Origin of the sequence: Fibrobacter sp. UWB1 (assembly GCF_002210325.1) — a bacterium.
In the GTDB taxonomy this organism is placed as follows: Bacteria; Fibrobacterota; Fibrobacteria; order Fibrobacterales; family Fibrobacteraceae; genus Fibrobacter.
Genome location: NZ_MWQL01000001.1, coordinates 143,346 through 157,832, shown reverse-complemented (window position 1 = coordinate 157,832; position 14,487 = coordinate 143,346). Strand labels below are relative to the sequence as shown.

Here is a 14,487-nt window from a genome sequence, read left to right as displayed (position 1 = left end):
GCGAAAATTCGCCGAAGCTTATGCAATCAGCGCATACTTCGGGAAAATTCCGATAAAGATAAGCGCGATTGCGGCAAGGGTCACGGCAAAGCGCAGCAGGTAGGCGTACACGGTGTTCTTGCCACAGCAGCACTTGCATTCGCACTCGGCCTTAAGGGGCATGAACAGCACGAAGGCAATGCGCAGGTAGAACACTGCGGCCACCAGCGAAAGGCCAAAGGCAATCGCGGCGATTACGCCGAGTCCACCCGAAAGGGCATCGGTAAAGAGCGTGAACTTGGCGAGGAACCCTGCTACAGGCGGCATACCAGCAAGGCTTGCCAAGCAGACCGTCGTAGCGACTGCCACATAGGGGCGCTTGCGGCCACGACCCTGGATGTCTTCCAGAGTTTCGTTCTTGTCGTCCTTACCAGCAAGGTAAGCGATACCGGCGAGGGCACCCGCACTACCGACAGCGTAAGTAATCAAGAAGTAGAACATGGCGCCCATCTGCACCGTACCTTCGGTTGCATAGTCCGGCAGCAAGAGGCCAATCACGATAAAGCCCGCGTTCATCACGGCAGAGTATGCCATAATGCGGCGGATAGACTTTTGAGCGAGACCGCCAAACGCACCGATAGCCATAGAAAGCAGCGATACCACCACGATCACGTAGAACAAGCTCTTGTTTTCGCTATGGATGGTCACCTGTTCGGCAAGGTTCCAAGCCGGAGCAGAACCGATGCGGGTCACCAGCGAGCCCAGCCAAAGCGTACCGAGAGCGGCAAGCGCACCGACTTTGACGACGGCGGCCATAAAGCCGGTCACTGCCACAGAGGCGCCCGTATAGACGTCGGCCACCCAGAAGTGAACCGGAGCGGCACCCGCCTTGAACAGGAGGGCAAACAAGGCCAACAGAACGCCCAAGCCGTAAAGCAGGCCGCGACCCGCGATAACGGAGGCAAAGATATGCGTAGTACCCGTGGCACCGTAAATGAGAGCGACACCGTAAAGGAAGATGACGCTAAAGATGGCTCCGGAAACAAAGTACTTGAAGGCGCCCTCGTTCGCATTCACGTCTTTGCGGCGGAGTCCCACCAGGGCATAAATCGGGAAACTGGAAAGTTCCATACCCAGGTAGAGAGCCAAGAAGTCGATGGACTGGGTCATTAGAAGCGCACCGGCAGTGGCAAGCATCAACAGACCGTAAGCTTCACCACCCTTGAACTTTTCATGGCCGAGAGTCCACTGAAGACTCGAAATGCCAAGGAACGCGCACAGGATAACAGATACACCGAGCACGCGGCGAATCGGGTCCATGGCATACAAGTCCATGAACGTGTCGTTCGTCGTCAGGTAGTATGCCCCGGCTGCGAGAGCGATAAAGAAGCTTGCCACCCAAGGCAGCACCTTGTGCTTGTTTTCGTCTTTGATGAACGGTTCAGCGGCAAGCGACACCAGGGCGCCTGCGGCAACCAAAATCACGGGCAAAAGATTAACGATATTACTCATGTTTAGAAGCCTCCTCGTTTACTGTGGCCTCGTTAGATTCAGTTGCGTTTTCCGCATCGGCGACTTCGGATTCGCTCATGGACTTGAGCTGAGCGATCAGCGAAGCGCGTTCTTCGTCGGTAAAGCCGTTTGCCTTCAAGTTGGAATCCAGCTGACGCAAATCGTCTTCGGTCATGGGCTGAGCCACGGCAGCGATGTTTTCGTCGACCACGGCATCCCCAAGAGAATCGGCAGAAGCTTCGACGGTTGCATCGGTGGCAACATCGGACTGGTGCGTCACCTTGTTCATTTCTTGCACGGCAGTTTCATCGAAGAGCTGCAGAGCGTTGGTGATAAATGCCGGATGCATACCGAACACCAACAGGAGAACGCCCATGATACCGATCGAAGAGCCTTCGAGAGCGGTCATACGCTTGCCATCTTCGTAGTCGCGGGCCGGCTTACCGAAGATAACCTTCTGCACAAAGCGGAGCACGTAGGCGGCCGAGAGAATCAGGCAAAGACCTGCGGCAAGGGCCGGAAGCGGACCCATATCCCATAGGGACATGAGCACCGTGAATTCACCCACGAATCCGGCAGTACCAGGCACTGCAAGCGAAAGCACAGCCACAAAACCGAACAGGGAACTGAACACCGGATTGCGGGCAGAAAGACCGCCGAGCTGTTCAATATTGCGGGTACCGGCAAAGCGTTCTGCAATACCCATCAGGTAGAACTGGGCGCCAGCGCTAAGACCGTGAGCGACCAAGAGCACGAGCACAGCCGGAAGCATCGATTCAGACAAGCTGAACACGCCCGCCACGGCAAGGCCCAAGTGGCCCATGGAACTGTAAGCCAAAAGTTTCTTGCCGTCGGTAGCGCGGAGAGCCATGAGCGATCCGTAAATCGCCGTGAACAGGCCGAGCCACAACATGCTATCGACAATTTCCATCGAAAGCGGGAAAATCGGAAGAATCCAGGCGATGAATCCGAACACGCCAGCCTTACTCATGGCACCCGTAAGGATAGCCGAAAGCGGAGCCGGAGCTTCGGCGTAAGTAATCGCCTGCCAGCCGTGGAACGGGAACAACGGAGTCTTCACCAAGAAGGCGAGCAAGAAGCAAACCAGGAGCGTCACCTGCATCGAGGGTTCCAGATTCTGGATTGCCACCGCCAAAGAAAGCACCAAGGAGTTGTCCGCTACCGTGAGCAAGTACCAAAGGGCAACCATCATCGGGGCAGAACCCACCAGAGTATAAATCGCAAACGTCATGGCAGCCTTCTTACGGTCAGCGCCACCGAAGCCCGCGATAAGCACGGCTGCGGGGAACACCATCGCTTCAAAGAAGAAGAAGAACAGCACCGCATCGGCAGCGAGGAAGGTTCCGTTCATGGCACCCATCAACGCAAAGATGGCTATTGCAAAGTTGCGGTAGTTGTGTTCGAAGGTGTTGCGGCCCGTAATCAAGGCGACCAAGGAAAGTCCCGTAGAAAGGAACACCATCCAGGCGCCAAGACCATGGCTATACAGGTAGTAGTAAACGGGGCCCTTCGCACCCGGAATACGGAACCATTCGACGGCTTCGGTCGCCTGGTTGCCCGCGGCAATCAGGGAAATCGACAAAGCGACGAAGGTAAAGCCGAACAAGAAGGCCAGTCTAGAAGAAGACTTGGAATCTTCCTTAGAGGTTGCCATCATCAGAATGGCAGCGGCAAAAGGAGCTAAGACGAGGAGATGTAAAAGCATTAGAACAAACCTCCGGTCAAAAGAACAACAGCGACCAGTGCGACGACACCTACCAAGCTAAGCGTAAGCTGCACACGCACCTTGCGCACCTGGAAGGAACTTACTCCGTCGCCCACAATTTCGACAATGGAACCGACGGTCCATTGGATTCCCTGCAGAATCTTATCGACGATCATGTCAACGACAAAAGCGGCAACCTTCGTCATGATAATGAAAATTTCGTGGATATAGTCAAAGAAGAAAGTCCAATCGGCCTTGAAACCTTCGGGAGCGCTCCCCCACTTGGCATGCAAGCGCGGCTGGCGCTTAAGACCGTAAACGACGTAAGCGATAATCATACCGAGCACTGCAGCAGCCGTACCGAAGCAGGCAAAGGTCATCGGGTTCACGTGGACAACATCAAGCTTGCCGAGCAGGTAATTCTGGGCATCGCCCACCACCGGCGCAAGCGTATGTTCAAAGAACTTGATTCCCATGGAGTCGGCCCACAGGTAACCGGCAAACACGGCACCGAAAGCAAGCACCACCATCGGGATAAGCATACTGGCCGGAGCTTCGTGAATGTGTTCTTCGCTTTCCTTGGAACCGCGGTATTCGCCAAAGAACGTCATGATGATCAGGCGTCCCATGTAGACAGCCGTAATCACGGCCGTGAGGAGACCCGCACCATAGAAGAATTCGCCATACGGGGCGTTCGTGTAAATGCGTTCAAGAATCAGGTCCTTGGACCAGAAACCTGCAAAGCCCGGGAAACCGATAATGGCGAGGAACGAGAAGATCATCACGCAAGCGGTAATCGGAGTCTTCTTGATAAGGCCACCCATGCGACGCATATCCTGTTCACCCGCAAGGGAGTGAATCACGGCACCGGCCCCCAGGAAGAGGGCGGCCTTGAAGAAGGCGTGGGTGAACACGTGGAAGATAGAAGCGTCGAAAGCGAAAGCGCCTGCGGCCATGAACATGTAACCGAGCTGAGAAATCGTCGAGTAGGCAAGCACCTTCTTGATGTCGTTCTGGAAAAGTCCTGCGACAGCAGCCCAGAAGGCTGTCAGCATACCCACAATCAAGATAATCACGAGAGCTTCGGGAATCACCGAGAACATGCGACTGAGGCGTGCAAGCAGGTAAACGCCCGAGGTCACCATGGTAGCAGCATGGATAAGGGCCGACACAGGAGTCGGACCGGCCATGGCATCGGGCAACCAGGTGAGGAGCGGAATCTGGGCAGACTTACCCGTGCAACCCACGAAGAACAAGAGGCCCGCAATCATCAAGATCGGAGCGGCAAGATCCACATGGCCACCGGCAATCAGCATTTCGATGAACTTGTTCAATGCATCGTAATTGAGGATAGCGGAGCCGCCCAAAGTGGCAAGGCAAAGCATTCCGAGCAGGAATCCGATATCGCCCACGCGGTTCACAATGAAGGCCTTGTTTGCTGCCTTGCAGTTGTTCAAGTCGTGGTTCCAGAAACCGATAAGCAAGTAAGAGCAGAGACCCACGCCTTCCCAACCGAGGAAGGTCAGGAGCAAGCTGTCGGAAAGCACGAGCACGACCATGCTGAACAGGAACAGGTTGATGTAGGCAAAGAAGCGGGTAAAGCCGCGGTCGCCGTGCATGTAACCGATCGAGTAGAGAGCGATGAGCGAACCGATTCCTGTCACAAACAGAAGCATCACGCGGGAAAGGCCGTCGAACAGGAATCCGATATCGACCTTGAGCATCGGGATGTCGATCCAGTTGCAAAGCGTCTGACGGACACCTTCCTCAGGCATGCCGAAAGCGAGCAAGACAACGCTCAAGAACGAAAGCACCGGGAACAGCACCGAGAGGGCGCCCACGAAGCCTTCGGAAGGGCCTTTCTTGCTACCCGAAGAGACAACGGCAATCGTTGCAAGCAGGATTGTTCCCAGGAGCGGGAAAAGAGGTATAAACCAAAGCGGTAAATTTGTCATTGCTTACCCCTTCATGTTAGAATAGTTGTCGGAATCGACACTTTCGCTGTTGCGGAAAATGAGGATCACGAGTGCAAGGCCCACGCAAGCTTCGGCAGCGGCAACCGCAATCGAGAACAGCGGCACAATCTGGCCGGCCACGCTCAATTCGGCAGGAAGCGTCTTTGCAAAGCCCACGAAAGAAAGATTCACCGCGTTCAGGGCAAGTTCGACACCCATGAGCACGAAGAACACGTTACGGCGAGCAAGAGTCGTAATGAGGCCAATGGTAAAGAGCACCAAGGCGAGAATCTGAATGTAAATCGGTTGGAGTTCCATTACTTTTCCTCCTTATCTTCGGCGACAGTTTCGTCAGTACCCAGGCGCTTCTTGGCCATAAGCACCGCAGCGCCCATCGAAGAAAGCAGCAACAGACCGAGCACTTCGAACAAGACGAAGTAACCGGGGCCGTCCTGGGCCGTATTGAACAGGTTCGAAGAAGTCATTTCGACAGAGCCGCGGAGTGTGGTGACATCGAAACCCATGGGCGAAAGCACCAGGGCAAAGCCGACGAGACCGGCAAGCGCGAGCACGCCGAGAATCACAAATATCGAAACACCGTCAAACATGGGAGTTTTGTTATCCTTCGCCGCATTCAAGACCGAAATCACGAACACGAGGAGCATCATAATGGCACCCGCATAGACCATGATCTGCACCACCCCAATGAAAGGGCTACCCAGCAGGCCGTAAATGCCCGCGAGCGAAAGCATGGTCAAAACGAGAGAAAGACCACCGTAAAGCGGATGCTTCGAAAGGAACACGCAGAGGGCGGCTCCCACGGCAACCACGGCAAGAATGATAAAGTAAATCAAGGCTAGCATCAGTTTTTAACCTCCATTCCCCAGACCTTGCGGGCCTCGGCATTCTTGGTACCACCCGGAGCCACTTGGCTCTGAGCGTCATCGGGGTAATCCTTCGGATTCCAACTCGTAAGAGTTTCGAGGGTTGCCACGAATTCGTCACGGGTGCGGTGTTCAAAGATGATTTCCTTGGTATCCATACGGAGCGCATCGACCGGACAGGCTTCAACGCAAAGGCCGCAGAACACGCAAGTCAAATGGTCGATATCGAAGCGCTTGACCTTCTTTTCGATGCGCGGATCGTCACTGGCGGTCGCTTCGATATAAATACAATGGGCAGGGCAGGCCGCAGCGCACATGCCACAGGCAACACAGCGGGGAGTGCCGTCGGCACGGAGCATCAGACGATGCTTGGCGCGGTAGGTTCTACGAACTTCGGGCTGACCTTCCGGGTAAGAAATCGTCGGAAGTTCTTCGTAGCGGAACAGACCGCGAGCTGCATGTTTGAGCGTTGTCCACAAGCCGCGAATCGCCTCGAAGATGTAAAGGCGTTCCACCCAGTTCATGGGTCTCTGTCTAATAACGCGGGCCATTAGTTACCTCCCACCAACTTCGCGACTACGGCGGTCACGACGAGGTTCAAAATAGCGATGTTCAAGATAATCTTCCAGCCAAGATGCATCACGTGGTCGTAGCGGAAGCGCGGCAGCGTCCAGCGGACCCAAATCCACACCCAGCAGAAGAACACGCTCTTGGCGAGGAGCACCAGCAGGTGAATTGCAGCAGTACCGAGAGCGGCACCCAGGCTATTCACGACAACGCCGTTAACCATGGAGTATTCCGGGTTGTAGTAGAGCCAGGAGCAAACGCCGGCGGCAATGAAGGCTGCGGTAACAACCCATGCAATCGTCTTGTAGAGCTTGTATTCCTGCAGGATTTCCATCTTGTTGCTCTGCTTGGAAGCGGCAAGCTTACGGGAGTAGCGGTAAATCATGTGGAGGAATGCAAGACCGAGGAATGCAAGCACCCAGCAGAGAATGGCCAAGGAGCCACCCATGTGGGTTTGAATGGTTGCAGTCGATACAAACGGAACCGAGTAGCCACCCAAGAAGAGGGTTGCCACCAAAAGGCTGCTAATGCAGATGTGGGAGTATTCGCCCATGTAGAACAGGCCGAACTGCATGGCGCCATATTCGGTGTGGTAACCGGCAACGAGTTCCGGTTCACCTTCGGCAACGTCGAACGGGGCGCGACCCGTTTCGGCAATCGTCGCAATCAAGAAGCAGAAGAAAGCCACCGGCTGGGCGACAATGCCCCACACATGGTTTTCTTGCCAAGTCACGATATCGGTAAGGCTGAAGGAACCTGCGAGCACCAGGAGACCCATCATGGAAAGGCCCTGGCAGACTTCGTAGCTGATCGTCATTGCAGTCGTACGCAGAGAACCGAGGTAGCTGTACTTGGAACGGGAGCTAAGGCCTGCGAGAACGGCACCGTAAGCAGAAAGCGAACTGAAACCGAAAAGCAACAGGATGCCCACTTCGGAATCCACGATCGGCCCCGCAATGCGGACCACCTTGCCACCCCATTCAAAGACCATCGGGCCAAACCACGGAATCACACACGGGCTAAGGAACACGATAGCAAACGGAATGGCAGGAGCCACGTAATAGAGGAACTTTTTGGAACCGGTCGGAGCAAACATTTCCTTGAAGAAAAGCTTGGTACCGTCGCACATGTTCTGCACATAGCCAAACAGGCGAACCTTACCGAAGAACGGAACCTTGATATAGGAGCGGTTCGGGCCCTGACGGTCCTGCATAAAGCCCGCACCACGGCGTTCCATAGGAATCAACAACAGGATGTAAAGGACAGGAACAAAGCAGAAGCCGAACTTCGCAATGGTAATGATCCATTCCACCCAAGTTTTGGATTCAATAATATCCATTAGGCGTTACCTCCTTCGAGCAACTTACCAGTGCTCTTGATGGTATCGTAAGAGAGTCCTGCCAAGACGCTTGCGTATTCGCCAGCCTTCTTGAAGGCGTCGAATGCGCTTTCGAACTTGCAGCCGGCGAGTTCAGAGAGAACGTCGTAAGCCGGGCGAAGTTTTTCATCGGGGCAAACCGGGCAGGCAGAAAGCTTCTGAAGAATATTCAGGCTGTTCACCATAGTGCCCTGAACTTCGCTCCAGTGACGAATACCGAAAGCAAGCGTCGCCTTGTTGGCGGTAGCGTCGTTGAAAGCAGACAAGACGATACGGGTCGCAATCTTTTCGAGAGAAGAAACGGCAGAGCCACCTTCGCCAAAGAGATCTGCATTCACCGTCAAGAGCACCTTGAATTCAGAAGCGCGCTTCGTAAGGTCTTCGAGGTTGCTGTCAGGAATGCCGAGCAGCTTGAAGCCAGCGCGGTTAGCGAGCGGATCGCCACTCATGGCAATTCCGTCGGGGGCACCCACCTTCTTGAAGGTGCCGCCGAAAAGTTCGGCGGAGTCGCCCAAGGATTCCTTGAGCATGCGGAATGCGGCGAGATCTTCGATGGTGCAAGAGCCACCGGCAACGAGGGCGACCTTGCCCCCGACCTTCTTGACTTCGGCAAGCGCTTCCTGAATCACGTGGAAGCCCATCGCCGGCAAGCGGTTCTTGTCGAAGTTCTGGAACGCGAGGCGGCTCGTGTTAGAAAGCCAGCTGCGGTTCACTTCGGGGTTGCAACGCGGCATCACGCGGTAAATGTGACCGTCGGCGTGATCCAGCCAAATGTTTGCACCGAGAGAGTCATCCATCGAAACCGTCGGCGTGTGACTCAGGAGCCATACGCGCTTCTGGAAGCGGAAGTACTTCGCGGTCATGGCGCCCACCGGGCAAACATCAGTGACGCACAAGTCGTATTCGTGGTCAAGCTTTTCGCCCGGGAAGGTCGTAATGTAAGTGTGGTCGGCGCGGCCGGCGAGCTGCAACTGTTCGGAACCGGCAATGGTACGCATAAAGCGCACGCAACGGTCGCACTGCACGCAGCGTTCTTCGTCAAGCAAAACGCGGGGGCCTAAATCCACATGCTTACCGCCACGGAGCTGACCCTTCGCATCAATGAACTGGTGCGCGGGATTGCCGTGGTAGTTCTTGCCGTATTCAGGGCGCATGCGGGATTCGTTCTGGCCCGCTTCCATGTAGTTTTCCTGCAGGGTGCATTCACCGGCCTTGTCGCAAATCGGGCAATCGAGCGGGTGGTTTACCAGCATAAATTCCTGCGTTGCCTTGCGGGCGTTCTTCACACGGGCACTAGATGCGGGCGTGTAAATCTTCATGCCCGGAGCGACCGGCGTGTAGCAGGCAATCACGAGCATGCGACCGCGGGGGCCTTCTTGCTCCACCAGGCACTGGCGGCAGTTACCGGACACCGGCAAATACGGGTGGTAACATACGTGAGGAGTTTCAATCCCGACAGCCTTCAAGGCTTCGAGGAGGTTCGTGTCGCCCGGAACCATCACCGGCTTGTCGTCCACGAAGATTTCCACCTTCGGGCTGTTCTCAGTCGGGAGTTTCGGCATGTTGTAGTAGTTACTCATATTATTACCAGAAAATTCCAGGACGATAGTTTTCCTGAACACGCGGCTTGGCATGTTCGGGGTTCTTTGCGATTAATTCATCGAAGTCTGCGCGGAACTTCGCCGTGTAGGAGCCTACCGGGCCGCCGAGCGAAATAGACAGCGGACAAATCGTCACGCCGCCAAAGCCGCCAGAAAGACTCTGCATGAGTTCCACGTCGCCATCGTGACCCTTGCCTTCCACAATCTGGTTCAGAATGCGATGCAAAAGACCCGTTCCTTCACGGCACGGAGTGCACTGGCCGCAAGATTCGTGGCTGTAGAAGTTGCCGAGCACGTTCAGGAGTTCAGCCATGTTGTGCGTATCGTTGATCACGATCATGGCGCCCGAACCGAACATCGTCTTCATGGAGGCGAGACATTCGTAGTCCATAGTGGCAACGGCGCATTCGCCTGCGTTCAGCGGAGCGCAAGAGGAACCACCCGGAAGTACCGCCTTCAGGTTTCCGCCCACGACGCCACCGGCGTATTCGTTAATCATCGTCATCATCGGAGTGCCGAGCGGAGCTTCGTACACGCCCGGATTTTTCACGTCGCCCGAGATGCAGAACACCTTGGTACCGCCTGCACGGGGAGTGCCCATCTTGGCGTATTCTTCGGGTTCATGCTGGAAAATCCACGGGAGAGACATAATGGTCTCGACGTTGTTCACGCAAGTCGGGCTCTTCCATGCGCCGCTCACCGCCGGGAAAGGCGGTTTGAGGCGGGGTTGACCCTTCTGGCCTTCGAGCGAGTTAATAAGAGCAGTTTCTTCACCGCAAATGTAGGCGCCTGCGCCACGGTGAACAAAGATATCGAAACTGAACTTGGTCCCGCAAATGTTTTCGCCGAGGTAACCGGCGGCGTATGCCTGGTTCAAAGCCTTGTTTAGGCTTTCGATGCAGGGCAGGAATTCGCCACGGCAGTAGATGTAGGCAGCGCGGCTACCGAGAGCCCAGGCTGCAATAATCAAGCCTTCGATCAAGCGGTGCGGATCTTCCATCATCAGGAAGTGATCCTTAAAGGTACCGCCTTCGCCTTCGTCAGCGTTGACTACAATGTACACAGGCTTGCCGGAATTGCGCGGAACAAAGCTCCACTTCATGCCGGTCGGGAAGCCTGCACCGCCACGGCCACGCAGGCCGGAACGCTGCACGTAGTCGATCACTTCGAACTGGCTCATGTTGAACAAGCGGTCCGAAATGTTCGCGTAGCCGCCCAGCTTCTTATAAACTTCAATGTCCTGGGCGCCCTTGCCAAAATTTCCTGTACAAACTTTTACTACTTCAGCCATAATTACTTAGCCTCCTCTACGGGCGCGGGCTTCTGGGTAGTCACCGCTTCCTTGGAAGGTTTTGCCGTACGTTCACCGGAAGTTGCAATCATGCGGTACACATCGCCCGCCTTGCCGGCAGCATCCACAAAAGCCTTGTCCTTCACGCCGGGCTCACCCACGGCGACCCAGTCATTGCCGTTCTTCTTTTCGACGACAATCTTCGTGAATTCGGGAGCGCCCTTCCAGGTGAGAGTGGCGCCGTTTTCGTCGGCTTCGGCCTTCACGTTAAGCACCGGAGAAGGCGGAGCGTAGTCAGCGACCTGCGGCTTGGCCGTAGCACCCGGAGCACCGGGGTGGCCACCATGGCCCTTCACGATTCCGCCGAGCACGTCGTGCTTCGGCACATTGTTCGCATGGGCCTTGCACCAGTCGATAATGCGATCGATGCTTGCTTCGGTCAGAGTCGTACCACGCTTCATCTTGAGCTGACCGTCGACCACGTCGGTGGCGAAGTCATCGTTCACCAACATCATCGGGCCGTTGCCGCAGCTACCCAAGCATTCCACCTGGAGCACGGTAAACATGCCATCGGGAGTGGTTTCGCCGGACTTAACGCCAAGCTTGTTTTCCACATACTTGATCAGCGGCTGGGCACCCTTGATGGCGCAGCTGATGTTGCGGCAGAACTGCAACAGGAACTTGCCCTTGGGAGCGTGGTTGTACATGGTATAGAAGGTTGCAACGCCGAGAGCGTGAGCCGGAGCGCAACCGCAAACGTTTGCCGCCCAGCGGATACCTTCAGTCGGCACCCAGCCGAACACGCCCTGCACCAGCCAAAGGACTTCAAGCAGAGCGCCCTGGCCCACCGGGTAACGGCTGAGCAAGTCGGCGCAACGTTCCTTGATTTCGGGAGTGTCGAGCTTGGCGAGCACTTCCTTCGGAGCGGGCTGCGGAACAGGCTTGTTCACGTAGCCAAAAGTCTGACCCGGATCCGGAAGAGCCGGAATGGCTTCACTCGGACCATTGAACTTCAAATGGTTATTCGATACAAACTGAACTGCACCTTGAATATGTTGTGTCATCGGTCAAGTTCTCCAGCAATCATGTTGAGGCCAGGCAGCGTTGCCATGGAGTCGGCAAGAGTCAGGCCTTCGACCAGTTCGTTAAATGCAGACACATGGGCAAACGACGGGGAACGCACCTTGATGCGGTACGGGTGGCCGCTGCCATCGCTCACGATGGTGAAGCCAAGTTCGCCGTTCGCGCATTCGCTTGCGCAGTAGTATTCGCCTTCGGGCACGCGCACACCTTCGTACACGCTCTTGAAGCGGCCGATAAGGGCTTCCATGTCCTGGTAGGCAAGCTTGTGCGCGGGCACGCGGATGCGTGGGTCGACAATGTCGACCGGGCCCGGAGCGAGGCGCTTCAGGGCCTGGCGCACAATCTTCACAGATTCTTCGATTTCGGCAAGGCGCACCTGCAGGCGGTCGTTGGCGTCACCCTGGGTTCCCACCACGACTTCCCAGTCGTAGGTTTCGTAATCGTAGTAAGGTTCGTCCTTGCGGAGGTCGCTTTCGACACCCGTCGCACGGAGACACGGACCAGTCCAGCCGTAGCTGATGGCGCGTTCGGCAGAAATCTTGCCGACGCCCACGGTACGGTCAAGGAAGATACGGTTACGGTCCAAGCAGGCGTGCAGGTCCTTGAGGGCCTTTTCCACCGACTTGCAAGCAGCGAGCACATCGTCTTCGAAACCGTCGTAGCTGTCGCGGTAGAGGCCGCCAATGCGGGCAAAGCTGTTCGTGAGGCGCGCGCCCGTGAGCTTTTCCCAAATCAGCATGATCTCTTCACGCGGGTTGAAGGCGTACATGAACGGTGTGGTACCGCCCAAGTCCTGGAATGCTGCAGCCACACAAATAAAGTGGTCGTTGATACGGGAGAGTTCGTTCACAATCACGCGGAGCACCTTGGTGCGTTCCGGGATTTCGATACCGTACATGTTTTCAACAGCGCGGCAGAATGCAATGTTGTTCATCATTGCAGAGCAGTAGTTCAAGCGGTCGGTGTACGGAATCACTTGCTGCCAGGTGCCGCGTTCGACCATCTTTTCGAAGCCGCGGTGCATAAAGCCGATTTCATGGACACCGGCCACGATGGTTTCGCCATCGAGGGCAGCCAGCAGGCGCACGCAGTGGTGAGTCGCCGGATGCGTCGGGCCCACGTTCAGGGCCATCAGGTTCATCTTTTCGCCATTCGGGTCAAGTACGATCATTCTCTGATACTCCCTTCAAGATATTCTTCTTCGACAGGCATGATTTCCTTGGAGCGCTGGATCACCTTGTAGCCCTTGTCTTCCAGGCGCTTTTCCAGTTCCGGAATCAGGAAGTCGGTCGTCGAGAGCCACTGGCGCTTCTGGGCAGGGTAATCCTTGCGGAGCGGATGGCCCACAAATTCAACATGGTTCAAAATGCGGCGCAGGTCCGGGTGGCCTTCGAACACGATACCGAACTGGTCGTAGACTTCACGTTCGAGCCAGTTGGCACTTGCGTACAAATCTGTAAGGGTCGGCACCTTCAGGTCGGCTTCGCTGACCAGCACCTTAAGACGAACGCGGCGGCCCGGATTCTTCATGCTCTTAAAAACGTAGCTCACGGCAAAACGCGGACCTTCATGGTTCGGGTAAGTCAGGTAGTCGATACCGGCGAGGTCGAGGAGCATGTCGAACTGCATCGACGGATCGTTCTTCAAAAATTCGACCGCATTGTGCAGGTATTCCTTCGGGACCACCACGCAGGCATCCCACTTGGCACTCGCATCACGCTTGGCGCCAAACTTGGATTCTAGAATGTCTATCACGGATTCCATCATTACTCCTTCCAGAACTGGGCTTTCTTGACAAGTTCCTGCTCTTTTTCAGTCACGAATTCCTTGAGCTCAGCAGTCTTTTCGCGGGCAAATTCACGGGCTTCCGCCTTCGCCTGTTCGGTCTTCGCCTTGATCATTTCGAGCTGGTCTTTGACGCGTTCGGCACGCTGCTTCATGTAGGACTCATCCTTGATCTTCTTCTGGAGGTCAAACATCGCCTCGAAGAACGCTTCCGGACGGGAGGGGCAACCACCGATGTACACGTCTACCGGAATGATATGGTCAATGCCCGGCACAGTGCAGTAGCAGTCATAGAAACCGCCGGAACTTGCACATGCACCCATGGCGATCACCCAACGGGGTTCGGCCATCTGTTCGTACATGCGCTTGAGTATTGGCGCTTGCTTATAGGAAATGGTTCCGGCCACAAGCAGCACATCGGACTGACGCGGCGTAAAACGCACGTATTCAGACCCGATACGGGACAAGTCGTAACGGCCCACTTCGGTACTCATGAATTCGATTGCACAGCAGGCAGTTCCGTAAGGGAACGGCCACAGGGAGTTCGTACGGCCCCAGTTGACCAGAAAGTCAAGAGAAGTCGTAATGAAATTCGGCTTTTCTGCCTCATTACTCATAGGAGGTTACCTCTTTAAATGCGTGCGTAAAGATAGAAAAGTGAGAGAGATGAATATCCAAATGGGCCATTTTGAAATGTTTTTTATTCATTACCGCCCCATCGGTCAG

13 protein-coding genes are annotated in these 14,487 nt (G+C 55.5%); all 13 read right to left on the bottom strand.

Features of this window, described 5'->3' with window-relative positions; all coding sequences use genetic code 11:
• Window positions 1-18: 18 nt before the first annotated feature.
• From B7988_RS00585 to nuoB, 13 genes are read right to left on the bottom strand one after another with little or no spacing between them, the layout of a single operon-like run.
• Window positions 19-1,491 carry an NADH-quinone oxidoreductase subunit N gene (locus B7988_RS00585; RefSeq protein ID WP_088656457.1) on the bottom strand — a complete coding sequence of 491 codons (1,473 nt, stop codon included), beginning with the start codon at window positions 1,489-1,491 and terminating at the stop codon, window positions 19-21.
• Window positions 1,484-3,217: an NADH-quinone oxidoreductase subunit M gene (locus tag B7988_RS00580; RefSeq protein ID WP_088656456.1), complete on the bottom strand. Its 1,734-nt coding sequence runs from the start codon at window positions 3,215-3,217 to the stop codon at window positions 1,484-1,486. Before B7988_RS00580 ends, B7988_RS00585 begins: the two co-directional genes overlap by 8 nt.
• A complete protein-coding gene (gene nuoL / locus B7988_RS00575; RefSeq protein WP_088656455.1) occupies window positions 3,217-5,172 on the bottom strand; it encodes an NADH-quinone oxidoreductase subunit L in 1,956 nt (651 codons plus the stop codon). Before nuoL ends, B7988_RS00580 begins: the two co-directional genes overlap by 1 nt.
• A gap of 3 nt (window positions 5,173-5,175) precedes the next feature.
• Window positions 5,176-5,490: an NADH-quinone oxidoreductase subunit NuoK gene (nuoK, locus tag B7988_RS00570; RefSeq protein ID WP_088656454.1), complete on the bottom strand. Its 315-nt coding sequence runs from the start codon at window positions 5,488-5,490 to the stop codon at window positions 5,176-5,178.
• A complete protein-coding gene (locus tag B7988_RS00565) occupies window positions 5,490-6,035 on the bottom strand; it encodes an NADH-quinone oxidoreductase subunit J (RefSeq protein WP_088656453.1) in 546 nt (181 codons plus the stop codon). The genes nuoK and B7988_RS00565 overlap by 1 nt, the downstream gene beginning before the upstream one ends.
• Window positions 6,035-6,607 (bottom strand): NADH-quinone oxidoreductase subunit I, encoded by a 573-nt coding sequence (locus B7988_RS00560; protein WP_249268777.1) that lies wholly within the window; start codon window positions 6,605-6,607, stop codon window positions 6,035-6,037. Before B7988_RS00560 ends, B7988_RS00565 begins: the two co-directional genes overlap by 1 nt.
• Complete coding sequence (locus B7988_RS00555; protein WP_073318547.1) at window positions 6,607-7,962, bottom strand: complex I subunit 1 family protein; 1,356 nt, start codon at window positions 7,960-7,962, stop codon at window positions 6,607-6,609. Before B7988_RS00555 ends, B7988_RS00560 begins: the two co-directional genes overlap by 1 nt.
• Window positions 7,962-9,581, bottom strand: coding sequence for a 2Fe-2S iron-sulfur cluster-binding protein (locus B7988_RS00550; RefSeq protein ID WP_088656452.1), 1,620 nt, complete (start codon window positions 9,579-9,581; stop codon window positions 7,962-7,964). The genes B7988_RS00555 and B7988_RS00550 overlap by 1 nt, the downstream gene beginning before the upstream one ends.
• Window positions 9,582-9,585: 4 nt before the next feature.
• On the bottom strand, window positions 9,586-10,893 hold the full coding sequence (gene nuoF, locus B7988_RS00545) for an NADH-quinone oxidoreductase subunit NuoF (protein WP_088656451.1): 1,308 nt from the start codon (window positions 10,891-10,893) through the stop codon (window positions 9,586-9,588).
• A 2-nt stretch (window positions 10,894-10,895) separates the two neighbouring features.
• Entirely contained in the window at window positions 10,896-11,957 is a 1,062-nt protein-coding gene (locus B7988_RS00540; protein WP_073318556.1) for an NAD(P)H-dependent oxidoreductase subunit E, read from the bottom strand.
• Window positions 11,954-13,147, bottom strand: a complete 1,194-nt coding sequence (locus B7988_RS00535; RefSeq protein WP_073318559.1) for an NADH-quinone oxidoreductase subunit D — start codon at window positions 13,145-13,147, stop codon at window positions 11,954-11,956. Before B7988_RS00535 ends, B7988_RS00540 begins: the two co-directional genes overlap by 4 nt.
• Complete coding sequence (locus B7988_RS00530; RefSeq protein ID WP_088656450.1) at window positions 13,144-13,743, bottom strand: NADH-quinone oxidoreductase subunit C; 600 nt, start codon at window positions 13,741-13,743, stop codon at window positions 13,144-13,146. The genes B7988_RS00535 and B7988_RS00530 overlap by 4 nt, the downstream gene beginning before the upstream one ends.
• Window positions 13,743-14,378, bottom strand: a complete 636-nt coding sequence (nuoB, locus tag B7988_RS00525) for an NADH-quinone oxidoreductase subunit NuoB (protein WP_072800425.1) — start codon at window positions 14,376-14,378, stop codon at window positions 13,743-13,745. The genes B7988_RS00530 and nuoB overlap by 1 nt, the downstream gene beginning before the upstream one ends.
• Window positions 14,379-14,487: the final 109 nt, after the last annotated feature.

Coding starts and splice junctions, on each gene's coding strand:
- nuoF (WP_088656451.1), bottom strand. CDS start 10,893: ATGGCTGAAGTAGTAAAAGTTTGTACAGGAAATTTTGGCAAGGGCGCC.
- B7988_RS00555 (WP_073318547.1), bottom strand. CDS start 7,962: ATGGATATTATTGAATCCAAAACTTGGGTGGAATGGATCATTACCATT.
- nuoK (WP_088656454.1), bottom strand. CDS start 5,490: ATGGAACTCCAACCGATTTACATTCAGATTCTCGCCTTGGTGCTCTTT.
- B7988_RS00540 (WP_073318556.1), bottom strand. CDS start 11,957: ATGACACAACATATTCAAGGTGCAGTTCAGTTTGTATCGAATAACCAT.
- B7988_RS00565 (WP_088656453.1), bottom strand. CDS start 6,035: ATGCTAGCCTTGATTTACTTTATCATTCTTGCCGTGGTTGCCGTGGGA.
- B7988_RS00550 (WP_088656452.1), bottom strand. CDS start 9,581: ATGAGTAACTACTACAACATGCCGAAACTCCCGACTGAGAACAGCCCG.
- nuoL (WP_088656455.1), bottom strand. CDS start 5,172: ATGACAAATTTACCGCTTTGGTTTATACCTCTTTTCCCGCTCCTGGGA.
- B7988_RS00530 (WP_088656450.1), bottom strand. CDS start 13,743: ATGATGGAATCCGTGATAGACATTCTAGAATCCAAGTTTGGCGCCAAG.
- B7988_RS00560 (WP_249268777.1), bottom strand. CDS start 6,607: ATGGCCCGCGTTATTAGACAGAGACCCATGAACTGGGTGGAACGCCTT.
- nuoB (WP_072800425.1), bottom strand. CDS start 14,378: ATGAGTAATGAGGCAGAAAAGCCGAATTTCATTACGACTTCTCTTGAC.
- B7988_RS00580 (WP_088656456.1), bottom strand. CDS start 3,217: ATGCTTTTACATCTCCTCGTCTTAGCTCCTTTTGCCGCTGCCATTCTG.
- B7988_RS00535 (WP_073318559.1), bottom strand. CDS start 13,147: ATGATCGTACTTGACCCGAATGGCGAAAAGATGAACCTGATGGCCCTG.
- B7988_RS00585 (WP_088656457.1), bottom strand. CDS start 1,491: ATGAGTAATATCGTTAATCTTTTGCCCGTGATTTTGGTTGCCGCAGGC.